This is a genomic window from Flavobacterium riviphilum, from assembly GCF_055231795.1.
On record NZ_JBUYSY010000013.1, the window covers coordinates 34,412 to 61,055 of the forward strand.

Consider the following 26,644-nt stretch of genomic DNA (forward strand, 5'->3'; position numbering starts at 1 on the left):
CTTCTACCTTATAAAGAGCTGAACCCATTTATTTTATGTAATTTTATAGGGTTTAATCAATAGAAAAGTGATGGACCTAATTGAAGTAATGCAGGAATTGGCTTCGTATGGAAACGATTCTGTTAAAAAAATATTTGTAAAACATGGTGCGCGTGAACCGTTTTTTGGGGTCAGAGTACAAGATTTAAAGATTATTCAGAAAAAAATCAAGAAAGATTTCCCACTCGCATTACAACTTTATGATACGGGTAACTCGGATGCCATGTATTTGGCGGGTTTAATAGCCGATGAAAGCAAAATGACTAAAGAAATTTTACATCATTGGGTTCAAAACGCGTATTGGTATATGTTAAGTGAGTTTACTGTGCCATGGGTTGCTGCAGAGAGTGAGTTTGGCCATGAACTCGCCTTAGAATGGATGCAATCGGAGCAGGAAAATATTCGTGCTGCAGGTTGGGCAACCTATTCAAATTTAATCTCTCTTTTACCTGATGAACAATTGGATAAAGCAGAGATTTTGGCTTTACTGCAAAAGATTAAAGAAGAAATACATACGAGTCAAAATAGAGTCAAACAAGTGATGAATGGTTTTGTTATTGCAGTAGGAGGAGGTATTCCAGATTTGACTGAACAGGCAAAAGAAATTGCTGTTGCAATAGGAAAAGTTTCTGTGGCTATGGGTAACACAGCGTGTTCCACTCCTTATGCCCCAGAGTATATAGAGAAAATTATTGCACGTGGGGCTTTGGGAAAAAAGAAGAAAACAGTAAGATGTTAGTACGAAGCAAACCAACCTACTCCTAGAGTAGCCCTAGTTTAAAGCTGTAAGTTAAACCCAGAATCCGCATTAGACTTCGTAGCGAAACTGAATTATTCAATAAAAGCAAGTGCTCACGGACTATTTTTGAAGATGTAATACTTCTGTATTTTGAATTTAAAAATGGGAGTAAGTACTTGGTTTTGAAGAAGAATTCGGTTGGAGTAGATTTCTAATGCGGAATCTGGGTTAAAGTGAATGTATAGATTATCCATTTCAAAATAGGGTATCCTTATTAGAAGTGCTACTTTTGTACTCCCATTTTAAACCCATACCTATGCTTCATGAGAAATTAATTTTTTGCTTGGAAGGTGTTGCGGATGTTTCTCAAGAGCAACCTACCATTACCTTACGAAACTTAGAGAACATGACGCTCGAACTTGGTTTGACGAGTGTCTACAAAACTTGTGATACCATCGAAGGATTGGAAGAAAGTTTGGGTACTTTACTGTATGATGATAACAATTTTCAAGCCTATGAAATAATCTATTTGGTGATGCCAGGCCAAGCCAATTCTATTTGTTTGAATGATTATTTTTATAGTTTAGAGGAAATTGCCGAACTGTTCGAAGGGAAAATGAAAGGCAAAATAATACATTTTGCCAATACTAAAATATTGGATTTAGACCAGGAAGAAGCACAGTATTTTTTAGATATAACCGGGGCCAGAGCAGTATCGGGTTACGGTGTAACTTCAAGTCAACTTAGTAGTCAATTGCTCGATAAAACTTTTTTTGATCTTTGCCAAAAAGAAGATGATTTAAGAGATATAGTAGAAAGTTTATTTGAAAAGCAATATGCAATTTGCCAGATGTTGGATTTTAGATTGTATTATTAAAATTAAAGAACTTTTAGGACCATTTTTTTTAAGTATCCTCCCTAATTACTTTGTTTCTAACTACTAAAAGTTAGTTTTCAAAATTAATGCATGGCATCGGCTGGATTAATTTTGTTTTTTCCTTTTTTGATCAATAGAATAAAAGGAATACAGAGTAAGAACAAATAACCCAAATACAAGAATATATCGGTAAAAGTGAGCACTGCAGCTTGTTGGGTTACCATCATTTCTAATGTTTTATAAGCTTTGGAAGTTGCCTCGTTTATGGCATAACCTTTGGACATAAAGCCCATTTGTAGTTGGTGGATTCTTTGTTGGACTTCGAAAGAAGTTTGGTCTAAATACCCAATCATATTCACTCGATGCTCTTGATTGATACGAGCGATATAGGTTGTAATAATGGCAATACCAAAAGAACCTCCCAATTGACGCATCATTCCAGTAAAGGCGGCACCTTCGCCAATATGTTTTCCTTTTAAGGTAGAGAGCGAAAGAGTAGTGATAGGCACAAATAAAAGCCCTAAGCCAACACCTCTAAGAATCAATGGCCAAAATAAATGTTCAACACCAGAATCTGGAGTGATAACGAGGTGCATCCAATAGGTGAAAATGAAAAACAAGAAAAAACCAGCGGCCACAAGATAGGTTTGTGGTACACCTTTTTGAATCATTTTACCAATAATAGGCATCATTACACCTGTGGTAATCGAACTTGGAATCAATAATAAACCGGCATCGGTAGCACTCCATCCTAAAACCGACTGGGTGTAAATGGGAATGATAAAAGTAGAGCCATACAATCCAAATCCAAGGATGAAACACATGATGGTACCAATTCTTAGGTTCGAATCTTTGAGCACTCTTAAATTCACTATTGGATGCTCGTATGTAAGTTCGCGCCAAATGAAGAATAACAAGCCAAAAAAGGAAACCACACTCAAAGTCACGATAACTGAGTTGTTGAACCAATCGTCTTGTTGCCCATGTTCTAAAACAAACTGTAAGGACCCAATAAAGGCGGAGAGAAAAACAATTCCCCACCAATCGACTTGGTTGACTTTTAACTTAACGCCATATTTTGGACTTTTTATAAATGAAAGCGTCAGTAGGGCAGCAATAATTCCAATAGGAATGTTGATGTAGAAAATATAAGGCCAAGAAAAACGGTCTACAATATATCCGCCTAGAGGAGGCCCTAAAGTTGGTCCCACAATAACACCCATGCCATATATAGCTTGAGCCATACCTCGTTTAGCTATAGGGTAACTTTCAGTAACAATTGTTTGTGCAGTTACCAAAAGGGCGCCACCACCCAATCCTTGAATGAAACGAAAAGCTACCAATTCCCATATATTGGTGGCGTTACCACACAAAAAAGAGGAAATAGTAAAAATGATAATAGAAACAGCAAAATAATTGCGTCGACCAAATTGCTGTGATAACCAACTGGTCATGGGGATGATGATTACATTGGCTATTGCATAAGCAGTAATTACCCAAGCCACATCAGTTAGTGTCGCTCCCAAACTACCTCGCATGTTATTGAGCGCTACGTTCACAATTGTTGTATCGACCACTTCTAGCATTGCGCATAGCACGCAAGTAATTGTGATAATTACTCTTCTAAAGCCATATTCAATTAAGTCGTCTGCTTCTGTTTGCACCATTTTTTTTATTTCTATGTGATTAGTAATTGGTAATTAGTAAATAGTAATTGGCCAACCGGCAAATCACTTTTCACTAATCAAAATTTACTTTAAATGAACATCAACTTCTACATTCATTCCAGGGCGCAACAGTTTAATTTTGTTGGCATCATTGGTTTTGTCCAAACTAATTTTTACGGGTAGTCTTTGAATGGTTTTTACAAAGTTACCGGTAGCATTGTCTGGGGGTAGCAACGAAAATCGAGATCCTGTAGCTGGAGAAAATGAAGTAATAGCGCCTACAAATTCATAATCAGGATAAGCATCTACTTTCATGCTTACTTTTTGACCAACTACCATTTTATTCAATTGGGTTTCTTTAAAATTAGCAACTACCCAAGCTTGGTCATTGTTAATAATGTAAAATAACGATTGCCCAGCTTGTACCAGTTGTCCGGGTTGAATGTCTATTTTAGACACTTGTCCATCAATTGCAGCGGTAACCACAGTGTAGGTTAAATTAAGTTTGGCTGCATTTAAAACGGCTTGTGCTCTTTTGATGTTAGCTGCAGCTACTTCTGTTTGTTTGTTAGAAACCTTCGACTTAGCTTCAATAACCGATTTTTGAAAGGCACTAGCACGTTGTTGTTGTTGTAATACTCTCAATTGACTTTCGGCTTCCTGTTTAGCTGCCAATGCTTGTTCGTATTGTTGTTTTGTGATGGTGTGATTTTTGTAGAGATTTTCGTAACGAGCAAAATCGCTAGAGGCTCTTCCTAATCGTATTTTTGCGGTTTCAATATTTCCTCCAGCCGAAAGTACATTGGCTTCAGAAACAGAAATACTGGCTAAGGCACTTCCAATATCCGCTTTTGCTGCTTCAAAACCACCTTCGGCACCAATTAAAGCGGCTTTAGCTTCTTCAATTTTTACTAAAAAATCTTTTTTATCAATGGTAAATAAAGTGTCTCCTTTTTTAACATAATCATTGTCTTGTACATACACTTTGCTTATGTAACCCGCAACTCTTGGAATAATGGGCGCCATGTTTTTTTCTATTTGTGCATCATCAGTTTCTTCATGAGATTGGGCATGATTGTATTTGTAAATACCATAAATACTGCCTAAAACGACTAATGTTACCGAAAGCATTAGGAACTTTATATTTGTTTTTTTCTTTTCCATGGAACGGGTACTTATATTTTTGTAGAGTTGAAAGTTTGGGTTAATTGTCCTGTCACAGACAGTAATTCATAATACTTTTGAATGATATTGGCTTTGCCTAGCGCTTTGTTGATTTTGGCGGTTAATTGATCTACATCAGCTTCTAGTAAATCGTTGGTGTTTGAAAGCCCATTATCGTATTTGTCTTTGACAATGCGGTAGTTTTCGGAGGCTTGGTCTATAGCTTCTGCATATACAATGTCTTGTTTTATAGCTAATTGATACTCTTCGATAGCTTTTTGAACCTGTACTTTGATGTAATCGGTTAAAATGGCTTGTGTGTTTTGAACTTCTAAAGCTTTGCTTTGGGCTATTTTTACGAGCACCTCATTTTTTAGTAAACTGGTTAAATCGTAGGATAGACCCACTCCAATGTTCATTGCGTTTTGTACCGTTACCACGTTATGTAAATCTAATGCTGTATAACCACCTAGAATAGCAATGCTTGGGAAGTAGGCGCTTTTGGCAATTTTAACGTTTGATTGCGTGGCTTTTCCTTGAAGACGAAGCGCTTCGAGATCTTTTCGGTTTTGTAAAGCGGGGGCTTCATCGGTTGGTACATTATTCATTTGGAAATTGACAAAATCTTGTTCCACAATTTCAATTTGAGTTTTGGGATCTAATTTTAAAAGATTGACCAAATAGAAATTAACGATGTTCAGATTATTGGTGGCTTCATCTATTGCTAGTTGAATTTTGGACACTTGCAATTGTGATTTCAATAAATCATTGCGTGGAATAATTCCGTTTTTCTCTAAGTCGGTGAAATCAATCACGCGTTGTTTGGCACGTTTTTGATTTTCTTTAAGGATTTCGATAGTCTTTTGTGCTTTGTACAAGTTGGCATAATAGTTAACGACCTTTAGTGCCAATTCCTCTTTGGTTTGTACTGCGTTTGCTGTTTCTGCTAGGTATAAATTATCGTGTAAATCAATATTGTTTTGAATTTTAAACCCTGCAAAAACGGGGACACTGGCCGAAACTTGTCCTAACATCAATTGGTCTACGGGTCCTGCCGCCAATCCGCCGCCACCGCCTGCATTGGCTTTTAGGTCGATATTGGCATTGGTAAGGCGCTGGTACTGTCCAGAAATTTTCAAATCTGGATATTGATTATTTTTGCTGGCCTGTAATTCGTATTTTTTGGTGGCAACTTTGGTTGTAGCTAGCAATATTTCGTTGCTTTTGCTCCAGGCCAATTGTACGGCATCTTCCAGCTTAAGATGTGTTTTATCTTGAGCAGTTACCGTCGAAGTTCCCCAACACAAAATCCCAAAAACAAATAGTGGGCTAATTTTCATAAATCAAAAGGGCTTTAATGGTTTGTTGTATGTGTTTTGTCAAGTTAGTCTTGATGTAATTGTTGTATGAAGTCTCAGTTGTTAGATTCAGTAGGTTTTCAAAATAGGTTTTGTTCAAATGAAAATGAAAAAAAGTACCTAAAATGGTTGGGGTGATTAATGGAATTATTACATCTTTTCTAAAAACTCCTTTTTGTTGTCCTTCTTCGATGATTGCTTCCAGATATTTGAGATTGCCTTTGCGAAATTCTGTGAAAGCCATTAGGTTTTCCTCTCTTTTTTTGGATGTAAGTTCAAAATGAAGGATGCGATAGATACCTTTATTATTGTTGATTCTGTTGATGTAAATTTCGATTAGTTTGTTGACTTTTTCAATAGGATCTAGGTCTTCTTCCAACAATTGTTGTAGTTGGATTTTAATGTCTGAAGTTTTATGAATGATTAATGACTGCAGGAGACGCTCTTTTGAACCAAAGTAATAGGAAATCATTGCAATGTTGATTTTTGCTACTTTAGAGATGTCTCGAATGGAAGTGCCGTCAAAACCTTTTTCGGCAAAAAGCGTTTCAGCTACTTCTAGAATGTGAATTTGTTTTTCTGTAAATTCTGTTTTCAACGACTAATTATTTGTTAAAACAAAATTAAACGACTGTTTAAATTAAACAATTGTTTAATTTAAAATTAACATAAATTTAACAAGTTATTTTGTTCTTGAGATAAGGGTAGTGGCTAGAAAAAGAATGAATGTTGTCTGAAATATAGGGGCTTTATAGAACAAACTCGTATGGTCGTATTCTTAGATTGTTTTAGTAGTAATAAAAAAAAAGCAATTCATTTAGAATTGCTTTTTTGATCGTAAGAATAGATTAATTAGTAATTAATTCTCCATATATAAAACTATCTCCGAGTAGGAAGTCGTCATTTTTTCTTGTCATTTTTACTTTTTTCAGCACTATAGTGTGTTTAAAGCCTGTGCCAAACGTTGTTGTAGTTACTTCAATGATACCTGAGGTGTTGGCTACACCGGCAGCTCCTTTCCATTCTTGTTTAACCGTAGGTAAAAGAGGGGGAGTTGCGTTGCAAAAAAAGTCACTGGTTAATAATCCATTGTACGAATTGTAGGTAAGTATGTTTTTGCTTTCACCTAAAAGACCGATTCTTGGAGTATTCAACGGGGTTACTTCGTTTTTGATTAAATTCGGGTCAATGTTGTCTATCGTTAAAGCTTCACTGTTGATGAAGTTGTAAATTTGTTTCGACGAACTACATTGATTGCATAATTTGGTGAATGCAAATGGCAATGAGGTTACTGAAGTAGCATAGTCTCCAAAAATAAGTTCTTCGTATACTTGAGTACCATTGGCTTTTACAAATGTTATGTTTTTTAAAACGATGGAATGGTTGTAACCTGTAATTTTTGTACTGTTGGTGGTTTCATCCACTTTTTTGATGGGGGTAGAGGTTATGATCACTTTTCCATCTTGCCCAATCCATTGATCAATCACATTAGGAGTTACCGGAGGAATTGTTTCACAGATGTTTTCGGAGGCTACTTTTCCGTTGTAAAAACGATAAAACAGTCTATTGCTGCCACCAATTGTAATTTCTTGAACTTTAGTTTCATCTGGAAAAGTAACTTCTGGGAGTTCTAAAATTAGTGCTTCTTTCTCGTTTAATTTGTACAAAATTTTATTTGTAGAACAAGCGGATATGGCAACATCTTCAAAATTGATTTCTTCCAAAATCAAATCACCGTCATCGCAATTTGTTAAAAATAATGATAAAAATAGGACTCCAAAAAAACGTTTCATTTCTAGTAAATTTTAAGCAAAAATAGAATTTTTAATTGGGATGTGTTGCATTTCTATTGGTAAAATACATTTAATTTAAGGTTGGCGCAATTGGAAAATGGTGCAGCTTACAAATTAGTATCTTTGTCTCAAATTATAAACATAATGAAACAATTTAATTATTACTTGGCTGCTTTTTCTGCTTTCTTTATTTGGGGCTTTTTTAGTTTGGCTCTCAAACCTATAGCAGCTTATCCTTCTCTGGATATTCTTTTTTACCGTATTTTTTTCAGTGTTGGGGTTTTGTTGGTAATTACTGTTGGTTTTAGAAGAAAAGTGTTGTTGGATAATTGGAATTTGTTTCAATCATTTGAAGTTTCGGTTAAAAAAAACATCGTAAAATTAACGCTTGGTGGGAGTGTTATTCTTGCCTCCAATTGGTTTATTTTTATTTATGTAGTCAATCATGTAAGTGTAAAGGCGGGGTCTTTGGCGTATTTAATATGTCCTATATTGACTACTGTATTTGCTTTTTTTATCCTAAAAGAAACATTGTCTAGGGTGCAATGGTTTGCTGTTGGTTTAAGTTCCATAAGTTGTGTGGTTCTTTCCATGAATGATTGGAAGGATATTTTCTTTAGTTTACTTGTAGCTACTACTTATGCCTTATATTTGGTAAGTCAAAGAAAGAACAATCAAATTGATAAATTAATTGTACTGACTATTCAATTGCTATTTGTTTCGCTATTGATAGTGCCTTTTTATCCGGTAGTAAGTGCAGCTATTCCTCAAGAACCTTTGTTTTACATTTGTTTAGGCTGTATTGTGGTATTTTTTACCATATTGCCTTTATTCTTAAATTTGTATGCTTTAAAAGGGTTACCCTCGGCAACAGTAGGCATTTTAATGTATATTAACCCTATTATAAATTTTGGAATAGCCTTTTTTTATTTTGAGGAAAAAGCAAGTGAGTTACAGCTTTTTTCCTATGCCTTGATTATTTTTTCGGTAGTGGTTTTTAATTCATCATTTTTGGCTCAACGATACAAACGATCAAAAATCTTGAATTCTTGATTTTGAAACTAACTATGTTTAATTGTTTAATGGAATTATTTTACTCCCATGACTAAAGTTTATTTTGATAATGCCGCTACAACGGCCATGCGTGCAGAAGTGGTACAAATCATGGCTGATCATATGTTGCATGACTACGGAAACCCTTCTTCTACGCATAGCTTAGGAAGACAAGCCAAAAATATTTTGGAACTGTCTAGAAAGAGCATTGCTAAGGCTTTGAACGCAACAGCGCAAGAGATTTTGTTTACATCGGGTGGGACAGAGGCCAATAATTGGATTTTGCGTTCAGCGGTTAAAGATTTAAAGGTACGACGTATCATTACAAGCAAAATGGAACATCATGCGGTTTTGTATCCTATAATTGATTTAGAAAAGGAATACGGGATTGTTGTTGATTATGTTCGAAATGATTTAAATGGCTCAATTGATTTAACGCATTTGGTAAGTTTGTTGGCGGAAAGTGAAGAGAATACGTTAGTGAGTTTGATGCATGTAAATAATGAAACGGGAGTAATTTTGCCTTTAGCAAAAGTTGCACAACTTTGTAAAGAGTATCATGCTTTATTTCATTCAGATACGGTACAATCAATTGGTAAAATGACAATAGATTTGCAGCAAGTGGCTGTCGATTTTTTGGTATGTAGTGCGCATAAATTTCATGGTCCTAAAGGTGTGGGATTTGTTTTTGTTAGAAAAAATAGTGGAATACAACCACTGTTTTTAGGAGGAGAACAAGAGAAAGGACTCAGAGCTGGTACCGAGGCCGTTCATCAAATTGCGGGCATGGCCAAAGCTTTGGAATGCTCTTATGCCAATCTTGCTCAAGAAAGTAGTCATATTAGTGATCTTAAAGAATATGCGGTTGCTCAATTACAGCTTAATTTTCCAGGTACCAAAGTACATGGAGTGGATACGTTGTATTCCATTCTGAATGTCGGATTGCCTTTTTCTGAAGATAAAACGGCTATGATTTTATTCTATTTGGATATGAAGGGGATTATGGTTTCTCGTGGAAGTGCGTGTCAATCTGGGAGCATCAAACCATCGCATGTGTTGGCTGAGATGCTTTCGGAAAATGAGTTGAAACAACCAAGTATAAGAATATCATTTAGTCATTTGTCTACAAAATCAGAAGTTGATGCTTTGATAGAAGCGCTAAAAAGTTTTTGAAAGCATAAAAATAAAAAAAAACCTGTTCAAGAAAAGAGCAGGTTTTTTTGTGAATTTAGTCAAATAATCCTTCTATACTTAAGTAGCGCTCTCCTGTGTCATAGCAAAAAGTTAGTACCGTTGCCCCTTCTGGGATTTCGTTTAGTTTTTTGGCCACAGCAGCTAAAGATGCACCAGATGAAATACCTAATAGGATTCCTTCTTCTTTGGCCGCACGTTGAGCAAATGCAAAAGCCTCGTCTTTGCTAACTTGTATAGTGCCATCTAATAATTCGGTGTGTAAATTGGTGGGTATAAATCCAGCACCAATCCCTTGAATGGGGTGTGGACTTGGCGCACCGCCACTTATAACTGGCGAAGCCTCTGGTTCTACCGCAAAAACTTTTAGGTTGGGATAGTGCTGTTTTAGGATTTCGGCACAACCTGTTATATGGCCTCCTGTACCTACTCCAGTGATGAGGTAGTCTATTCCGTTTGGAAAGGCGTTGATGATTTCTTGAGCAGTTTTTTGTTTGTGTACTTCAATATTTGCTGGGTTTTCGAACTGAAGGGGAGACCATGAATTTGGGATCTCTTGGATTAATTCTTGTGCTTTCTCGATAGCGCCTTTCATACCTTTTTCGCGGGGAGTCAATACAAATTCAGCACCATAGATACTCATCAAGCGACGTCTTTCTATCGACATCGATTCGGGCATTACTAAAATAAGACGGTATCCTTTTACAGCTGCAACCATAGCTAAACCAATTCCAGTGTTACCTGATGTGGCTTCGATGATGGTGCTGCCTTTTTGTAAAATTCCTTTTGTTTCTGCATCTTCAATCATAGCTAAAGCAATGCGGTCTTTAATGCTGGCCCCAGGATTGTTACGCTCTAATTTGACCCAGACTGCAGCGTCTTACCCAAACAATTTATTGATTCGAACATGTGGTGTATTTCCAATAGTTTCGAGTATGTTATTGTAAACCATTATGATATATTTTTAATTCCTAGTAAATATATAGAATAAATTGGTTGTAGCAAATTATCTTAATATTAATTTAGTACAAAACAGTTATTTAGAAAAAAAAAACATCCGTTTTGTAAGGTACAAAACGGATGTGTGATATCAGGTTTTAATTTATTTTTATAAGTGAATTACTTCGCCATAAGCATCTGCTACAGCTTCCATAACCGCTTCACTCATGGTTGGGTGAGGGTGAATGGCTTTTAAGATTTCGTGACCTGTAGTTTCTAATTTACGAGCTACAACTGCTTCAGCAATCATATCTGTAACACCAGCACCAATCATATGACATCCTAACCACTCGCCGTATTTGGCATCGAAAATTACTTTTACAAAACCATCAGCAGCTCCAGCAGCTTTAGCTTTTCCAGAAGCAGAGAATGGGAATTTACCAATTTTCAATTCGTATCCTTTTTCTTTGGCTTGTTTTTCTGTCAAACCAACAGAAGCAATTTCTGGCGTTGCATAAGTACAACCTGGTACATTTCCGTAATCGATTGGTTCTACGTGAAGACCTGCAATTTTTTCAACACAGTTAATTCCTTCAGCAGAAGCCACGTGTGCTAATGCTTGACCTGGAGTTACATCTCCAATTGCGTAGTAACCAGGAATGTTAGTAGCATTGTATGCATTTACTAAAATTTTATCTCTATCAGTAGCAATACCTACTTCTTCTAATCCAATGTTTTCGATGTTGGTTTTGATTCCAACAGCTGATAAAATGATATCTGCCTCTAAAACTTCTTCGCCTTTAGCTGTTTTTACAAACGCTTTCACGCCAGCACCAGTAGTATCGATACGTTCTACAGAAGAGTTAGTCATGATTTTAACTCCTGCTTTTTTCATAGAACGCTCCATTTGTTTTGAAATGTCTTCGTCTTCTACAGGAACAATATTTGGCATGAATTCAACAATAGTTACATCAGTTCCCATGGAGTTGTAGAAATGTGCAAACTCCACTCCAATTGCACCTGATCCAACAATAATCATGGATTTAGGTTGGGTTGGTAACGTCATGGCTTGTCTGTAACCAATTACTTTTACACCATCTTGTGGTAAGTTTGGTAACTCACGAGAACGAGCACCTGTAGCAATAATAATATGGTCTGCGCTATATTCTGTTACTTTTCCATCTTTAGCAGTAACGTCTAATTTTTTTCCTGGTTTAAGTTTTCCAAAACCTTCAATAACATCAATTTTGTTTTTTTTCATTAGGAATTGAACTCCTTTGCTCATTCCTTCAGCAACATTACGACTGCGTTTTACCACTGCACCAAAGTCTTTGTCAAATTCTTTTACAGTCAATCCGTAATCAGAGGCGTGTTTTAGGTAATCAAAAACTTGAGCTGATTTCAATAAAGCTTTGGTTGGAATACATCCCCAATTCAAGCAAACACCGCCTAAGTTTTCTTTTTCGATTACCGCTACTTTGAACCCTAACTGTGAAGCTCTAATTGCAGTAACATAACCTCCAGGCCCACTTCCTAATACTATGATGTCGTATTTCATTTTTATTAATATTAATTATTTAAGTCTATGATTGTAGTTTATACTTTTGAAAGTGATTTTGAAAAATCGGTCAAAAATAAACATTTATTCTGTTTCTAAGAAACTTTAAATCACATAAAGTAGGAATTTCACAAATAGTGTTTTTCAAACTTTTTTTAATTATTATTCTTTTTACCAATCAGAGGAAAACCTCTCGTTTAATTTGCAATTGCAAATTGTACTTCATATAAATTTTTGTAAACCCCATTTTCTTGATTGATCAATTCAAGATGTGTGCCTTGTTCTACAATTTTTCCTTGATCCATTACGATTATCTGATCTGCATTAACAATTGTGGCTAAGCGATGGGCGATGATAATTGATGTTCTGTTTTTGGTAATAGTTTCGGTGGCGCGTTGTATCATTTCTTCAGAATGCGTGTCAATAGATGAGGTGGCTTCGTCTAGAATTAATATACTCGGATTGGAAACATAGGCACGTAGAAAGGCAATCAATTGTCGTTGACCCGACGATAAAACGGCTCCTCTTTCTTTTACATCAAAGTCATAGTTGTCGGGGAGACTCATGATAAAATCGTGAACCCCAATTTTTTTGGCTGCAATTATAACTTCTTCTTTGGAAATTTCCGGATTGTTTAGTGTAATGTTGTTGTAAATACTATCGGCAAATAGGAAAACATCTTGTAAAACCACGGCAATTTGTTTTCGTAATGAACTTAAAGTGTAATTTTCAATATTGAAACCATCAATACAAATACTACCACTGTTGATTTCATAGAATCGATTCAGTAAATTGATAATTGTTGATTTTCCAGCGCCTGTAGATCCTACAATGGCAATGGTTTGTCCTGCTTTGACTTCCAAATTGATGCCTTTGAGTACTTCTTCTTCGGGGATGTAGCCAAATCGTACCTCTTTAAATGAAATTGTACCTTGGAAAACGGGAGCTATAATTGTTCCGGTATCTTGTATTTGATCTTCGGTATCCAAAATATCAAAAACTCTATTGGCGGCAATCATCCCTAATTGCATTTCGTTGAATTTGTCTGCAATTTGTCGCAAAGGGTTGAATAACATACCGATAAACATGGTGTAAGAGAATAAATCTCCAAAAGTGGTAAAAGCATCTCCGTGGATTATTTTTATACCCCCAAATAATACAATACATCCTAAAGTTAATGACGAAATGATATCAGCAATAGGAAAGAAGATGGAGTTGTACAAGATGGTTTTAATCCATGCTTTATTATGTTTTTCATTAATGGATTTGAATTTTTCAAATTCGATATCTTCTCTATGAAACAATTGAACGATTTTCATTCCAGTAACTCTCTCTTGCACGAAAGTGTTTAAATTGGCAATTTGTGTTCTAACTTCTTCAAATGCAACTTGCATTTTCTTTTGAAAAATTCGAGTAAAAAAGACCAAAATGGGCATGGCAACAATAACAATCCAGGTGAGTTTCCAGTTCATATAAAACATGAAAGCCAACACAACTATCATTTTCATCAAGTCACTTATAATCATGAACAAGCCTTGGCTAAAGATTCTCGCTATAGCTTCTATGTCAGATACACATCGAGTTACTACTTGCCCCACAGGTACGTGATCAAAGTATTTCATTCGGAAACTGAGCAAATGACCAAACAATTTGATGCGTATGTCTTTTATGATGTCTTGTCCCAACCAATTGGCCCAAAATACAAAGTAATATTGAGAAAAAACTTCGAGCAATAATACTACGCCCATTAAACAAACATAAAAAAAGAGGCCGTTTAGATCATGATTTTTAATATAGCCATCAACGGTGTATTTTAATAAGTAGGGGCGAAGTGCAGCAAAAATTGACAGGGAAATGGCAAAGGCAACTACACCATTGAATCGTAGTTGATAAGGTTTGGTGTACTGTAGGATTCTTTTAAATAGCCGTATGTCGAATGCTTTTGCTTTCATGTTTTTGATTTTAAGGTCGTATTGGGAAACCTTTTTTTGTTGAATTTGAAGGTTACAAACTTATTGAAAATTGTGTTTGGAATATTCTTTTGGTTTTTAAAAATTGAAATTTTTATTAGATAAAATCATAGGTGATGTCAGTCAAATACAACCCGTGAGCTGGAACTGAAAAGCCTGCTTTTTCTCGATTTTTGCTTTCTATAATGCTTTCAAATTCTGATAGCGTTATTTTGTGTAAACCAATAGATATCATAGTGCCCACAATAGAACGCACCATGTTTCTCAAAAAACGATTGGCTGATATCTTAAAAACAAGTCGATCATTGTCTTTTTTCCAAAACGCTTCATAAATACTGCAATCAAAATTATTGACTTCGGTTTTTACTTTTGAAAAACATTGAAAATTGGTATGCAGCAACAAAATTACGCAAGCCTTATTCATGAGGTCAACATCTAAATTTTGAGGATTATACCAACTTAAACCTTCTAAAAATGGGTTTTTTAAAGAGTGGATGTGATATTCATACGTGCGTTTGGTAGCGTCAAATCGGCAATGTGCTTCTGGACTAACTGGGTATATGGCTTGAATGGCTATGTCTTTTGATAAAAAAGAATTTAATTTATGAGCAAAAGAGGTAGTTTGTAATGGAGTATTGCAATCAAAATGGGCAAACATTTTACTGGCATGAACGCCTGTATCGGTTCTGCCAGCTCCCATACAATTTATTGGAGTGTTTAATAAAACCGAAAGTGCATTGTTCAGTGTTTCTTGTACAGATGACGCGTTGGGTTGTATTTGCCAACCATGAAAAGCCGATCCGTTATAAGCTAATTGTATAAAATACCTCAAAATATATATGCTTTTTAGATTCAAGTCATACTTGAATTCTGTTGTTTTTTTGATACGCAAAGATACTTATAAAATGCTTTGACTTTATGGTTGTTGATTCAATCTTTTATGCGCGCTATTGTTGTAAATAAAAACTATTTTTGTCAGCAATATCAATTACTCCATGAAAAAGATTCTTCTGCTTTCGGATACGCATAGTTATATAGATGAGGTGATTTTAAAACATGTTCATTGGGCTGATGAAGTTTGGCATGCGGGTGATATTGGAGCTTTAGAAGTAACAGATAAGATAGCGCAACTAAAAACACTACGTGCGGTCTATGGAAATGTTGATGGTACGGAGGCTCGATTGAGATTTCCATTACACAATCGCTTTGTTTGTGAACAAGTAGATGTCTGGATCACTCATATTGGTGGGTATCCCGGAAAATACCATCCATCGGTTAGAGATGAATTGAAAAGCAATCCGCCAAAATTGTTTATTTGTGGGCATTCGCATATTTTAAAAGTACAATTTGACAAACAGCATAATTTGTTGCATATGAATCCTGGTGCTGCTGGTAAAAGTGGTTTTCATCAAGTTAGAACCATGCTTCGGTTTGTAATCGATGGGAAAGAAATAAAAGATTTAGGCGTAATTGAAGTAAAAAAATAATTCATTAAACTACCGGTATACAAAGTCGAATAGTTGTCCCTTCTTGAGGGGCGGATTGAATGTCAATCGTCCCGTTTATATTGGTAATACGTGCCTTAATTCGGTTGATTCCGTAACCTTCTTTTATTAGATGGTCTTGTAGATTAAATCCTTTACCATTGTCTTTTACTTCAATGTGGACTTGGTTGTTTTCTAAATGGATACTAATCTTGGCCCAACTTGCTTCGCTGTGTTTGATGATATTGTTTATTAATTCGGACAAAATGAAATAAATTTTCAATTCTAAGGTTTCTTCTAATCGGAAGGAACTATCTGATTTTTGTTCAAACTGTATGGTGATTTTGGAGTTGGAAATTTTCTCGCACAAATCTTCAATAGCGTAAACTAAACCAAATCGAACTAATAAAGCAGGGATTAATTCGTGTGAAAGGTCACGCACCTTTTTGTGGGCTTCCTCAAGTATGTTTTTGGTTTTGATGATTTCTTGTGGGCTATTGTTATTTTGTGTGCTAAAAACATTCAGATGCATTCCCGCTGATGAAAGCAAAGCGCTAATATTATCGTGTAAAAAAGCAGCAATTTTTTTGCGCTCCATCTCTTGGCCATCAATGGTGGCATTGATCATGTTTTGTTGGTTTACAATTTCTATGGCTCTGTATTTGTGCAATTGTTTTAACTTTTCATAACGAGAGTAACCAAAGAAAACAAGTACCGTTACAATGGAAAGCAGCAAAATAATAATTACCGTTTTTTGATGGTTTTCATGTTCTTCTTTCCAAATAATTTCTTTTGATTTGTAGGCGCTTGAAATGTTGTCGATTTCTCTTTTATACTCGTCAATTTCTAAGTTTATACCGGCTAAATTAGCTTTTTTTATTTTTTCTTCGGCATTCAATTCTTCATTTAAACTGTTGAATTTGGACAAATTACTGTAGGCTTTTTTGTAAGCGCCATTTTTATTAAAAAACTTAGAATACTCCAAATAGGCATAAGACAAATCAGATCTTTCGTTTTCTGAGATACCGTATTTTATAGCATTATCAAAAAAAAGTGTAGCTTTTTGGTTGTCATTTTTATAATTATAATACATGCCATTTAGCATGTTTTGAACACATAAAAGTGACGGGTCGCCATGTTTTTTAAAATATTGATTAGCAAATTGAAGATGTTTGAAGCCTTCATCAAAACTACCAATATCAAAATAGGCCCAGGCCATGTTGATTTTTGTAAAAACTACTTGTGAAGTATCGTTTATAGCCAAACTATTTTCTATGGCTTTGTTGTAATGATAAACACCTTTGTCGAATTCTTTTTTGTCAAAAAAATAGATGTTACCGATGTTATTGTGGAGAAGTTTTTTTAGTTCGTCTTTATTTGCTTTGTCAGCGTATATCAGTCCTTTTTTGTAGAAAAATAGGGCTTTTTCGTATTCCAATAGACCATCGAAATTTCCTCCAATGGTGTTGTATAATGAGGCGATTAAAGCCACATCATTTAGATTTACTGCAATTTCCAAAGCTTGTCTTGCTTGAATCAATGATTTTTCAAAAAAATCATTGTGCATGTTTTTTATAGCATTTTCTGATAGAATGTGTGCTTTTTTACTTTTTTGGCTTGTAGTTTGAGAAAAAGTTATTTGCGTCGGTATGCAAAATAGAGCCATCCACAACAAGAAGTTTCTGAAAAAAATAGTCAAAGAACAATACTGTTGTGTATTCATTTGTAGGGTTTAATTTAGAATAAGTTGATGCTTTAGTGCATATTTTACAATGCTAATAGTGTTCTTGGCCTTTATTTTTTTCATGATGTTTTTTCGATGCGTTTCTACAGTGTTGGCGCTGATGAACAAAAGATCGCCAATTTCTTTTCCACTATATTCTAGTGCGATAAGACGGATAATTTCGATTTCTCTATCGGATAAAATAGGGTCTGCATGAATTGGGAAACTCAGGGATTTGGGGTTGATTTGTGCAGCTTTTTCAAAAATCTTTTTTTGAATAGATTGACAGAAATATTCTTCGTTTTTGATAATTACTTGTATTGCCTCAATGATATTCTCGCTTGCACACTGTTTGGTGAGATATCCGCTTGCGCCTAGTTTCATGACTTCTTTAACAATTTTCAAATCATCATAACTAGACAGTATTATTACTTTGCAGGGAAATCCTTTTTCTGCAAATTCTTTTAAAACTTGAATTCCATCTTTGACAGGCATGCTAATGTCTAATACTAAAACGTCGGCTTGATTTTGAGTCACTTCATCATATATTGTCACTCCGTTTAAAGAACTGCCAATAACATGAAATTCAGGATGGGTTTGTAGTAAGGTTTTCATACCATCAATAAGAATCTGATGGTCATCGGCTAAATGAATTTTAATGGTTGTATTAGGCATTAGAATTGGTTATGTTCTTACCAAAAATAGAGAATTTATTGAATAAAAAAGAATAATTAAATAAAAAACCCGAATAAAAATTCGGGTTTTTTTCGCACAAATAAACTAAGTTTATAGGTTTATCTCAATCTATCCACAGATTTTACAAGACCTTCGTCTTTCTTAATGGCCTTGTTAGCTAATACTAACAATACGATAGCTAAGACAGGAACAAACATCCCAATACCTTTCTCAGAAACCAAAGGGGTTTCTCCAGATAAATTTAGTGAACGATATACAAATAATCCTAATAAAATTAAATTTAATATGATGTTCAATCTGCCTAATACAAATTGATTTTGTCTCTTTTTATATAAAAATACGCTAAAGATTGACAACGTAGCACTTAATCCAAATAAGGAAACATAAATCAAATTTTGCATAAAATAATAGGATTGGCCATTGTCATATGTCCACAAAGGGAATAAATAGGGCAATACCAAAACTACTAAAAAAGCAAAAACTAAATAAATGGTTTGTATACGTTGTATCATTGTATTCAATATTCTTTCGCAAAAATATAGTTTCTTTTTTATAAATACTATTGTATGATAGATTTTTATTCGTATTATTGCATTGTAAATCCGTAATCACTTCATTTTGCGGTGCGTTCAAGAAAATAAAATCTATACTATTACTTCTCACGATTTTTTCAAAATAAACAATATAATAGAACATTCATGTTTGAAATTTCTGTATTAAAAGAATTGAAGCTTGCTGAGCTTCAAGAAATTGCTAAGGCAGCTAAAAATATTAAGTATAACGGAGTTAAGAAAGAAAAGCTGATTGCTATGATTTTAGAACATCAAGCAGCTGCTAACTCTGTTGAAAAGGTAGAGGCTGCAACTGAGCCTGCTGTAAGCGAAAGGCCTAAACGGGTGCGTATTGCTCCTTCAAAAAAAGCAAATTCTGAAGCACAACTTCCTGCTCCTGAATCAAAAGTTGAAGAGGAAAAGCCTCAAGTAACAGAAAGAAATCCCGAAGTAATTGAAAATACCTCTGCTGTAAATAGTACAGAAGCATCAAATACCGATTCATCTTCTCATAGTGATAGAGAATCCACTGAGCCCAAGGTTACGAAGCCAGTGAAGTTCAATAAAGCGGCTTATGAAAAGAAGATGGCTCTTCAAAAAGAGAAGTCTTCTAATAAAAAAACAAATCCAGTTGTTGAGTCTGCTGTTTCCGAGGAAGCAAAACAAATGGAGGGAGGGGATTCTCCGATTGCCACGGTTGAAGATAATTCGAATCAATTATCTAAGAACAACGCAAATCAAAATAAGAAGCAAAATCAAAATCAAAATCAAAATTCCAACGGGAATCAAAATCCAAATTTCAAAAACAAAAAAAGTCACTTTAAAGATGCGGATTATGAATTTGAGGGGATAATTGAAAGTGAAGGGGTTTTAGAGATGATGCCCGACGGATATGGTTTTTTGCGTTCGTCTGATTATAATTACTTAGCCTCTCCCGATGATATTTATTTGTCTACTTCTCAAATTCGTTTGTTTGGACTTAAAACTGGAGATACTGTCAAAGGAGTGGTTCGGCCTCCAAAGGAAGGTGAAAAATATTTCCCTTTAGTTCGTGTTTTAAAAATTAATGGTCATGATCCACAAGTAGTGCGTGATCGAATCTCTTTTGAGCATTTAACACCAATCTTCCCTTCTGAAAAATTCAAATTGGCCGAGAAACAAAGCACGATTTCTACCCGCATTATTGATTTGTTTTCACCGATAGGAAAGGGGCAACGTGGTATGATTGTGGCACAACCTAAAACTGGTAAAACAATGCTGTTAAAGGACATTGCTAATGCCATTGCTGCCAATCACCCAGAAGTTTATTTGATTGTCTTGTTGATAGATGAACGACCTGAAGAGGTTACCGATATGCAACGAAGTGTGCGTGGAGAAGTAATTGCTTCAACTTTTGATAAGGAACCTCAAGAGCATGTTAAAATTGCAAATATTGTTCTAGAAAAAGCCAAGCGACTTGTGGAATGTGGACACGATGTTGTTGTGTTGTTGGATTCCATCACACGATTGGCTAGAGCCTATAATACCGTGCAACCGGCTTCTGGAAAAGTTTTGAGTGGGGGTGTAGATGCCAATGCGTTACAAAAACCAAAACGTTTTTTTGGTGCCGCTCGAAATGTTGAAAACGGTGGTTCATTAAGTATTATTGCAACTGCATTGACCGAGACTGGTTCAAAAATGGATGAGGTGATTTTTGAAGAGTTTAAGGGAACAGGTAATATGGAATTGCAATTAGATAGAAAAATTGCTAACAAACGTATTTTCCCAGCTATAGATTTAACTTCCTCAAGTACAAGACGTGATGATTTATTGTTAGATCCAAATACGCTGCAACGTATGTGGATTATGAGAAAATATTTGTCGGATATGAATCCTGTTGAAGCTATGGATTTCATCAACGACCGATTTAAAAAGACTAAAAATAATGAAGAATTTTTAATCTCAATGAATGATTAAAAATCGATAAATTCTATAAAAAAAAGCCTAAAAAGTGATTCACTTTTTAGGCTTTTTTAGTTGTTGTAATTTTTATTTAGTACTAAAAAAGTACTAAGAATTGGCTTCTTTTCTCTCTAGTAATGCCATGTAAAAACCATCATAGCCAGATTCTGAAGCTAATAGCTTATGATCTTTGATAAATGTAAATTCTTTACCAATTTCTGTGGCTAAGAATTTTTTAACTTGTTCTTGATTTTCTGATGGTAATACAGAGCATGTGGCATAAACTAATTTCCCGCCAGGTTTAACAATTTTAGAATAGCTTTCTAATACTTCTGCTTGTGTTTTTCTAATATTGTCAATGAACTCAGGTTGTAATTTCCATTTTGAATCTGGGTTTCTTTTTAACACGCCCAAGCCACTACAAGGGGCGTCAATCAGGACCCTGTCTGCTTTTTGATGCAATTTTTTGATTACTTTGCTTGAATCGATGATACGATATTCAATATTGAAGGCACTATCGCGTTTAGCTCTTAGTTTCAATTGTTTTAACTTACTTTCGTATAAATCCATGGCAATTAATTGGCCTTTGTTTTGCATCAAGGCCGCGATATGCAATGTTTTTCCACCTGCACCAGCACAAGTATCAACCACTCTCATTCCGGGTTTAACATCGAGAAATTGAGCTACTAATTGTGAATTGGCATCTTGTACTTCAAATAATCCTTGTTTGAAAGCATCTGTTAAGAAGACATTTGCTCTTTCTTTTAGAACTAAAGCGTCAGGTTGGTTTTTTAAAGTCTCGGTTTCGATGTCTAAATCCATCAAAATCGCTTTAAGTTGTTCTTTAGTCGTTTTTAAAGTATTGACACGTAAAACTACTTTTGCGGGTTGGTTTTGAGCGGCAATTTCTTTAGACCAAACCGTTTCTCCTAATTCTTTAACGCCTAATTCATCCATCCAATCTGGAATCGATTCTTTGAATACTCTTTTTTTCGAAAGTTCATCAAATCGTCCTTTAATTTTTCGCTCCGGTGTTCCTTCTAATTGCCTCCAATCCGGAATTGGATAGCCTCTTAATACGGCCCAAACAGCAAAAATTCGCCAAAGATTATCTCGGTCAAAAGGTTCTTTAACTTCTGCAATTTCGGCGTATAATCTTTTCCAACGTACTATTTCGTATATGGTTTCAGCTACAAATTTTCTATCGTGGCTTCCCCATCTTTTGTCTTTTTTTAATGATCGAGCTACTACTTTGTCAGCATATTCGCCTTCGTTGAAAATAGCATTTAAAGCATCAATTGTGGTGTAAACTAAATTTCTATGTAATCTCATTTTGTATAATTGAAATGCAAAGGTACTATTTATTGCTTGAATCTTGAATTTTTAGTTGATATTGTTGTGTTACAGTGTACAAAACATAAAAAAAGCATTGTAGAAACAATGCTTTTTTGTGAATTATAATTATTTAACTCTTTTTAATCCTATTTTTTCTGGAGCGTGAAGCACCATAGGGAATTTTTCAATTTTGACAGAGCTACTATCTAAGCCAAAAGCACTTTCCTCAGATAAACTGAGTTTTTTGATTAAGAAATAAGAGTTCATGATGATCTTTTCATGCCACAATAAATCGGAGTCATTGGACAAAAATTTCTCTGAAAGAACGAATTTGAAATCGCCAACAATATTGTTTTTATTAAGCGATTCGTATCGGCTTGTAACATCAACTTCACCTTTGGTTACCATGTCTGTGATTACTTCTCTAAACATTAAATTGATTTTTGTAGGCTCTCTAAATCCTAGGTTAAAATCAACTCTATAGATATCATCTTTTACAATTTCGGTAACTCGGTATTCTTTTTTGTAGGGTTCGTTGAGCACATTTACGTGTACAAACCAATACACATCAGCTCTCTTGGGACGTTTTTGAAGAATGGAATAAGTCACTTTTTCTTCAATTTCATCAGCTCTACCTGCATTTGTCATGTATACTAAATGCGTTGCATATTTTGGAATAGACATGTCTTTGCTTAGCTCAACTAGTACTTTTTTGTAATTTTCAATTTTAACAATTTTGGTGTAGCTCTTGTTAACTTTCTTAGCTAAATACCATATGGTCATAATCGAAATTAAAAGTATGGCAATTAATAAAGTGACATAACCTCCCTCTGCAAATTTGGTAATGTTTGCTGCCAAAAAGCTAAATTCAATTAGCAAGTAAATGGTTATTAGTGGAGAGAAATAGTACCATTTTACTCTTTTAAGAATTAAATAATAATTTAATAAAATGGTTGTCATGATCATACAAAGTATGATGGCTAAACCGTATGCGTGTTCCATATTACTTGACTCTTCAAAATGGAGTACGATACCAATACATCCAGCTAATAATAGCCAATTTATGGAAGGAATGTATAATTGTCCTTTTAACTCAGTTGGATATTTGATTCTAACTTTTGGCCAAAAATTCAATCGCATTGCTTCGTTTATAAGGGTAAAAGAACCACTAATTAATGCTTGAGATGCAATTACTGCGGCAAGTGTAGCAATCACAATTCCAATAGGTTGAAACCAATTAGGCATGATAAGGTAGAAAGGGTTACCTGTATCTCCACCTAGTTGTTGAAGGGTTTTTCCATCATTGTGAATTAAATAGGCGGCTTGTCCAAAGTAGTTTAATACCAAAGCTGATTTTACAAATATCCAACTGATGCGAATGTTTTTTCTTCCGCAATGCCCCATGTCAGAATACAATGCTTCTGCACCAGTAGTACACAAAAATACAAAGCCAAGTACAAAAAATCCATCAGGATGAATAGAGAGTAATTGGTAGGCGTAATAAGGGTTGATTGCTTTGAAAACTTCAGGATGGTTGGTGATTTGAATTGTACCTAAAATGGCCAACATACTAAACCAAATAGTCATCATTGGAGCAAAAAAGCGTCCCACTAGTTTTGTTCCAAATTGTTGAATCGTAAAAAGAATTACTAAAATAGTAATAACTATTGGTACGGTATTGATCTCGGGTTTAAAGGTTTTGATTCCCTCAACGGCAGATGACACTGAAATAGGGGGGGTGATGATACCATCGGCTAAAAGGGCACTACCACCAATAATTGCCGGTACTATTAGCCATTGAATTTTAGTTTTTTTAACTAAGGCATACAATGCAAAAATTCCACCTTCACCGTGGTTGTCGGCACTTAAGGTGATGATTACGTATTTAAGCGTTGTTTGTAATGTTAATGTCCAAAAAACACAGGAAACACCTCCAAGTACAACATTGGGGTCAATTATATGATCCCCTAAAATGGCTTTCATTACATACAAGGGTGAGGTACCAATGTCTCCGTAAATGATTCCTAATGAAACTAATAAACCTCCTAGTGTTAATTTGCTGTGTAAATCTTTATGTGAAGCGCTCATCTTTTTTTTGTGAAAAACTGCCTCAAATTTACTGCTTTTTCATAAAATAAAAGGAAAACACTATTAAAAAAAAAACAAAATGAATCACAAGTAATTGCTTTTCATTTTGTTTATGATTTAATAAAAGGGGAGAATATTTACTTTTCTTCTAATTTGACTCTTTAAATTCTATTGTTTTTGATTGAATTATTGATGTCATAGGTTCTTGTTTTTTGGTTTTCATTGTTGTTAATTCTCCTTCCCGTTCTACTATTTTCGTTATCACGGTTTTGATTTGCGGCTTCGTTTTTTCTGTTTGAAAATTGTTGACGGTTGTTTTCTTGTTTTGATATTCTGGAATCTTGGGTGTTACTATATGAATAGGGAGTCTTTGATTCCAAAACGGTTGCTCTTCGCTCTCTTTGTTGGTTGTTTTGGTTGATATTTGAATTGGTATATCTGTCAGCACGATTTCTTAACTCATTTTCATTGGAAAAATTGTTATATTGTCTTTTTTCATTATTGTTGTAGCTGTAGTTTGTTTTTTGTGAATTTTCGTTTTGGTATGAAATTCGATTATATCTATTTTCGTAGCTATTATAAGTTGGATTAGCATCTTGTCTTTGATATGCATAATGTGGATGTCTTTTTTCGAATGCATTATGATGTTTGGGTTTGCATAGTTTTGGTGCTCTTACACTATTTCTATAACTAACATAGCGGTAGGTGTTGCGGTAATTTATACAATTATTGATATTACTGTAGTATCTATGAGTTGAATAGGGTCTCCATGCATAATAATAGGTTGGGTAATATCCCCAATTCCAAGTAGAACAATAGGGTCGGTAATTGTTTACCCAAAATGAGGCGTAAATTACTGGGGTTGTTCGATACATTGGTTCATAAATGTAATTGTGTCCATACATGTATTCATCGCCAATAAATTGGACTCTGATGTTGTTGTATCTATCTTTTTCAATATCTATAGTAGCAACGTCTTGAAATTGATCTCTACCAAGAACAGCTTGAATGATGACCACATGAGTGTTGTGTTCTACGCTTTCGATCACTCTCAAATAATCAACTTGTAAGTCTTCGTTTAAATCTAAGTTGGATATTTGCAAACGAGGGTCGTTTAATCTTCTTTCAAAATCACTGAGATTTGTGGATTCTCCAAAAATTGAAGCCACTGCTCTTATATCGAGATTGTCGCTAATTTCGTTGCTCATTGTGTATACAGAAGCACGATCTTGTGAGATGGAACAGCCAAAAATAAAAAAATGGCAAACGGTGAATACTAATAATTTTGCTTTCATAGCGAGTTAAGTTATGGTTATAGTTTCTTGTTTCCAATTTTTATGCCATAACATAATTTTAACAATAAGAAAAATGAGAAATAATTGTATTTTCGTTGAATAAAATGGATTAAAATGAAGATGTTTTTTTTAAAAGTATTGGTAATTAATGTGTTGTTTTGTTTTTTTTGTAATGCTCAAATTGAAAAAAAAGCTAATTATTTTTTTCCTAAAATTAAGATTGATACATTATTCCAAGATAAAATTAGTATTAGATCATTAATTGGAGATCGTGAGACAATTTGGTTTGCAGCAGATCAAAATCGATTTGGTACTTATAATCTAAAAACCAATCAAATAAATATTTACCGAGTTGATCAAGATAGTCACCATCAAGCGGAGTTTAGAAGTTGCGCTTTGACTGCGAACAAATTTTATATTTTATCCATTGCTAGCCCTGCTTTATTGTATGCTATTGATAAACAAACTCAAAAACCAATAGTTAGTTATCAGAATAATGGTAAAGATGTTTTTTTTGATAGTATGCAATTTTGGAATTCAAAGGAAGGAATTGCCTTTGGTGACCCTATAGATGGATTTTTCACGGTGGTAATTACTAGAAATGGAGGAGAATCTTGGGAGAAAGTAGAACAATTGCCTGTTTTTAAGAGTTTTGAAGGTGAAGGGGCATTTGCTGCGAGTAATACCAATATTGTAATCCAAAAAAAACACACATGGATGGTTACTGGAGGGAAAAAGGCGAGAGTTTTCTATTCTTCTAATAAAGGTAAAACATGGAAGGCTGTGGAGTCTCCTATCGTTCAGGGACAAGTTATGACTGGGATTTATTCTGCTGCTTTTTATAACAAGAATATTGGGTGTATAGTGGGAGGAAATTATGATCTACCTAATCAAAATTTTGGGAACAAAGCCATGACTAATGATGGAGGTAAAACATGGAATTTGGTTTCAGAAAACAGTGGGCCGGGCTATATATCCTGTGTTCAATTTGTTCCGAAATCCGCTGGTAAACAATTAATGACTGTTGGTGCTACAGGGATTCATTTTTCCAGTGACGGTGGGCAACATTGGGTACAAATGAGTACAGATCCTTCTTTGTATACATTGCGATTTATTGATTCTAAGACTGCTATCGCCGCGGGTAAGAACAAAATGATTCGCATTACCCTACAAAAATAAATCC

The 26,644-nt window shown here is 34.8% G+C and carries 21 protein-coding genes and 1 pseudogene; 7 read left to right on the forward strand and 15 right to left on the reverse strand.

The window, feature by feature from the left end:
- Positions 1-70: 70 nt before the first annotated feature.
- Together ACZIX2_RS11380 and ACZIX2_RS11385 are read left to right on the forward strand one after the other, a co-directional pair.
- A complete protein-coding gene (locus ACZIX2_RS11380; protein WP_463340210.1) occupies positions 71-778 on the forward strand; it encodes a DNA alkylation repair protein in 708 nt (235 codons plus the stop codon).
- 316 nt (positions 779-1,094) lie between these two features.
- Complete coding sequence (locus ACZIX2_RS11385) at positions 1,095-1,655, forward strand: DUF6642 family protein (RefSeq protein WP_463340211.1); 561 nt, start codon at positions 1,095-1,097, stop codon at positions 1,653-1,655.
- Between the two features lie 83 nt (positions 1,656-1,738).
- Here the strand turns inward: ACZIX2_RS11385 and ACZIX2_RS11390 are convergent, their stop codons facing one another.
- The 5 genes from ACZIX2_RS11390 to ACZIX2_RS11410 all read right to left on the reverse strand — a co-directional run bounded on the left by ACZIX2_RS11390 (position 1,739) and on the right by ACZIX2_RS11410 (position 7,637).
- On the reverse strand, positions 1,739-3,322 hold the full coding sequence (locus tag ACZIX2_RS11390) for a DHA2 family efflux MFS transporter permease subunit (protein ID WP_463340212.1): 1,584 nt from the start codon (positions 3,320-3,322) through the stop codon (positions 1,739-1,741).
- An 84-nt stretch (positions 3,323-3,406) separates the two neighbouring features.
- Complete coding sequence (locus ACZIX2_RS11395) at positions 3,407-4,486, reverse strand: HlyD family secretion protein (RefSeq protein WP_463340213.1); 1,080 nt, start codon at positions 4,484-4,486, stop codon at positions 3,407-3,409.
- 11 nt (positions 4,487-4,497) lie between these two features.
- On the reverse strand, positions 4,498-5,826 hold the full coding sequence (locus ACZIX2_RS11400) for a TolC family protein (RefSeq protein WP_463340214.1): 1,329 nt from the start codon (positions 5,824-5,826) through the stop codon (positions 4,498-4,500).
- Positions 5,816-6,442 (reverse strand): TetR/AcrR family transcriptional regulator, encoded by a 627-nt coding sequence (locus ACZIX2_RS11405; protein ID WP_463340215.1) that lies wholly within the window; start codon positions 6,440-6,442, stop codon positions 5,816-5,818. The genes ACZIX2_RS11400 and ACZIX2_RS11405 overlap by 11 nt, the downstream gene beginning before the upstream one ends.
- 250 nt (positions 6,443-6,692) lie before the next feature.
- On the reverse strand, positions 6,693-7,637 hold the full coding sequence (locus ACZIX2_RS11410; RefSeq protein WP_463340216.1) for a hypothetical protein: 945 nt from the start codon (positions 7,635-7,637) through the stop codon (positions 6,693-6,695).
- A 144-nt stretch (positions 7,638-7,781) separates the two neighbouring features.
- Between ACZIX2_RS11410 and ACZIX2_RS11415 the strand changes: the two genes are divergently transcribed.
- Both ACZIX2_RS11415 and ACZIX2_RS11420 read left to right on the forward strand, forming a co-directional pair.
- Complete coding sequence (locus ACZIX2_RS11415) at positions 7,782-8,690, forward strand: EamA family transporter (RefSeq protein ID WP_463340217.1); 909 nt, start codon at positions 7,782-7,784, stop codon at positions 8,688-8,690.
- Positions 8,691-8,738: 48 nt separating this feature from the next.
- Positions 8,739-9,863, forward strand: a complete 1,125-nt coding sequence (locus tag ACZIX2_RS11420) for a cysteine desulfurase family protein (RefSeq protein ID WP_463340218.1) — start codon at positions 8,739-8,741, stop codon at positions 9,861-9,863.
- Positions 9,864-9,918: 55 nt separating this feature from the next.
- On the opposite strand, the pseudogene cysK reads toward ACZIX2_RS11420, so the two are convergent.
- The 4 genes and pseudogenes from cysK to truA form a co-directional block, all read right to left on the reverse strand.
- Positions 9,919-10,833 (reverse strand): annotated as a pseudogene (cysK, locus tag ACZIX2_RS11425) (cysteine synthase A).
- A gap of 156 nt (positions 10,834-10,989) precedes the next feature.
- Positions 10,990-12,378 (reverse strand): dihydrolipoyl dehydrogenase, encoded by a 1,389-nt coding sequence (gene lpdA, locus ACZIX2_RS11430; RefSeq protein ID WP_463340219.1) that lies wholly within the window; start codon positions 12,376-12,378, stop codon positions 10,990-10,992.
- A 197-nt stretch (positions 12,379-12,575) separates the two neighbouring features.
- Positions 12,576-14,330, reverse strand: a complete 1,755-nt coding sequence (locus ACZIX2_RS11435) for an ABC transporter ATP-binding protein (RefSeq protein WP_463340220.1) — start codon at positions 14,328-14,330, stop codon at positions 12,576-12,578.
- A gap of 115 nt (positions 14,331-14,445) precedes the next feature.
- A complete protein-coding gene (gene truA / locus ACZIX2_RS11440; protein WP_463340221.1) occupies positions 14,446-15,180 on the reverse strand; it encodes a tRNA pseudouridine(38-40) synthase TruA in 735 nt (244 codons plus the stop codon).
- 163 nt (positions 15,181-15,343) lie between these two features.
- On the opposite strand from truA, the gene ACZIX2_RS11445 reads away from it, so the two are divergent.
- On the forward strand, positions 15,344-15,835 hold the full coding sequence (locus ACZIX2_RS11445) for a metallophosphoesterase family protein (protein ID WP_463340222.1): 492 nt from the start codon (positions 15,344-15,346) through the stop codon (positions 15,833-15,835).
- 4 nt (positions 15,836-15,839) lie between these two features.
- On the opposite strand, the gene ACZIX2_RS11450 is transcribed toward ACZIX2_RS11445, so the two are convergent.
- The 3 genes from ACZIX2_RS11450 to ACZIX2_RS11460 all read right to left on the reverse strand — a co-directional run bounded on the left by ACZIX2_RS11450 (position 15,840) and on the right by ACZIX2_RS11460 (position 18,763).
- Positions 15,840-17,555 carry a tetratricopeptide repeat-containing sensor histidine kinase gene (locus tag ACZIX2_RS11450; RefSeq protein WP_463340223.1) on the reverse strand — a complete coding sequence of 572 codons (1,716 nt, stop codon included), beginning with the start codon at positions 17,553-17,555 and terminating at the stop codon, positions 15,840-15,842.
- A 9-nt stretch (positions 17,556-17,564) separates the two neighbouring features.
- A complete protein-coding gene (locus ACZIX2_RS11455; protein ID WP_463340224.1) occupies positions 17,565-18,230 on the reverse strand; it encodes a response regulator in 666 nt (221 codons plus the stop codon).
- A 119-nt stretch (positions 18,231-18,349) separates the two neighbouring features.
- Entirely contained in the window at positions 18,350-18,763 is a 414-nt protein-coding gene (locus ACZIX2_RS11460; RefSeq protein WP_463340225.1) for a DUF4293 domain-containing protein, read from the reverse strand.
- 186 nt (positions 18,764-18,949) lie between these two features.
- Here ACZIX2_RS11460 and rho point away from each other — a divergent pair, with 186 nt between their 5' ends.
- On the forward strand, positions 18,950-20,758 hold the full coding sequence (gene rho, locus ACZIX2_RS11465; RefSeq protein WP_463340226.1) for a transcription termination factor Rho: 1,809 nt from the start codon (positions 18,950-18,952) through the stop codon (positions 20,756-20,758).
- Between the two features lie 93 nt (positions 20,759-20,851).
- On the opposite strand, the gene ACZIX2_RS11470 is transcribed toward rho, so the two are convergent.
- From ACZIX2_RS11470 to ACZIX2_RS11480, 3 genes are all read right to left on the reverse strand, one after another.
- On the reverse strand, positions 20,852-22,075 hold the full coding sequence (locus ACZIX2_RS11470) for an RsmB/NOP family class I SAM-dependent RNA methyltransferase (protein WP_463340227.1): 1,224 nt from the start codon (positions 22,073-22,075) through the stop codon (positions 20,852-20,854).
- A gap of 129 nt (positions 22,076-22,204) precedes the next feature.
- Entirely contained in the window at positions 22,205-24,166 is a 1,962-nt protein-coding gene (locus ACZIX2_RS11475; RefSeq protein WP_463340228.1) for a KUP/HAK/KT family potassium transporter, read from the reverse strand.
- 161 nt (positions 24,167-24,327) lie between these two features.
- Entirely contained in the window at positions 24,328-25,461 is a 1,134-nt protein-coding gene (locus tag ACZIX2_RS11480) for a hypothetical protein (RefSeq protein ID WP_463340229.1), read from the reverse strand.
- Between the two features lie 114 nt (positions 25,462-25,575).
- Between ACZIX2_RS11480 and ACZIX2_RS11485 the strand changes: the two genes are divergently transcribed.
- Positions 25,576-26,640 carry a sialidase family protein gene (locus ACZIX2_RS11485; RefSeq protein WP_463340230.1) on the forward strand — a complete coding sequence of 355 codons (1,065 nt, stop codon included), beginning with the start codon at positions 25,576-25,578 and terminating at the stop codon, positions 26,638-26,640.
- Positions 26,641-26,644: the final 4 nt, after the last annotated feature.

Excerpts from the sequence above, each read along its gene's own strand:
- ACZIX2_RS11475 (WP_463340228.1), bottom strand. The coding sequence starts at position 24,166 with ATGAGCGCTTCACATAAAGATTTACACAGCAAATTAACACTAGGAGGT.
- ACZIX2_RS11415 (WP_463340217.1), top strand. The coding sequence starts at position 7,782 with ATGAAACAATTTAATTATTACTTGGCTGCTTTTTCTGCTTTCTTTATT.
- ACZIX2_RS11435 (WP_463340220.1), bottom strand. The coding sequence starts at position 14,330 with ATGAAAGCAAAAGCATTCGACATACGGCTATTTAAAAGAATCCTACAG.
- ACZIX2_RS11470 (WP_463340227.1), bottom strand. The coding sequence starts at position 22,075 with ATGAGATTACATAGAAATTTAGTTTACACCACAATTGATGCTTTAAAT.
- rho (WP_463340226.1), top strand. The coding sequence starts at position 18,950 with ATGTTTGAAATTTCTGTATTAAAAGAATTGAAGCTTGCTGAGCTTCAA.
- ACZIX2_RS11390 (WP_463340212.1), bottom strand. The coding sequence starts at position 3,322 with ATGGTGCAAACAGAAGCAGACGACTTAATTGAATATGGCTTTAGAAGA.
- ACZIX2_RS11385 (WP_463340211.1), top strand. The coding sequence starts at position 1,095 with ATGCTTCATGAGAAATTAATTTTTTGCTTGGAAGGTGTTGCGGATGTT.
- lpdA (WP_463340219.1), bottom strand. The coding sequence starts at position 12,378 with ATGAAATACGACATCATAGTATTAGGAAGTGGGCCTGGAGGTTATGTT.
- ACZIX2_RS11455 (WP_463340224.1), bottom strand. The coding sequence starts at position 18,230 with ATGCCTAATACAACCATTAAAATTCATTTAGCCGATGACCATCAGATT.
- ACZIX2_RS11450 (WP_463340223.1), bottom strand. The coding sequence starts at position 17,555 with ATGAATACACAACAGTATTGTTCTTTGACTATTTTTTTCAGAAACTTC.
- ACZIX2_RS11410 (WP_463340216.1), bottom strand. The coding sequence starts at position 7,637 with ATGAAACGTTTTTTTGGAGTCCTATTTTTATCATTATTTTTAACAAAT.
- ACZIX2_RS11485 (WP_463340230.1), top strand. The coding sequence starts at position 25,576 with ATGAAGATGTTTTTTTTAAAAGTATTGGTAATTAATGTGTTGTTTTGT.
- ACZIX2_RS11400 (WP_463340214.1), bottom strand. The coding sequence starts at position 5,826 with ATGAAAATTAGCCCACTATTTGTTTTTGGGATTTTGTGTTGGGGAACT.
- ACZIX2_RS11480 (WP_463340229.1), bottom strand. The coding sequence starts at position 25,461 with ATGAAAGCAAAATTATTAGTATTCACCGTTTGCCATTTTTTTATTTTT.
- ACZIX2_RS11420 (WP_463340218.1), top strand. The coding sequence starts at position 8,739 with ATGACTAAAGTTTATTTTGATAATGCCGCTACAACGGCCATGCGTGCA.
- ACZIX2_RS11445 (WP_463340222.1), top strand. The coding sequence starts at position 15,344 with ATGAAAAAGATTCTTCTGCTTTCGGATACGCATAGTTATATAGATGAG.
- ACZIX2_RS11460 (WP_463340225.1), bottom strand. The coding sequence starts at position 18,763 with ATGATACAACGTATACAAACCATTTATTTAGTTTTTGCTTTTTTAGTA.
- ACZIX2_RS11380 (WP_463340210.1), top strand. The coding sequence starts at position 71 with ATGGACCTAATTGAAGTAATGCAGGAATTGGCTTCGTATGGAAACGAT.
- ACZIX2_RS11395 (WP_463340213.1), bottom strand. The coding sequence starts at position 4,486 with ATGGAAAAGAAAAAAACAAATATAAAGTTCCTAATGCTTTCGGTAACA.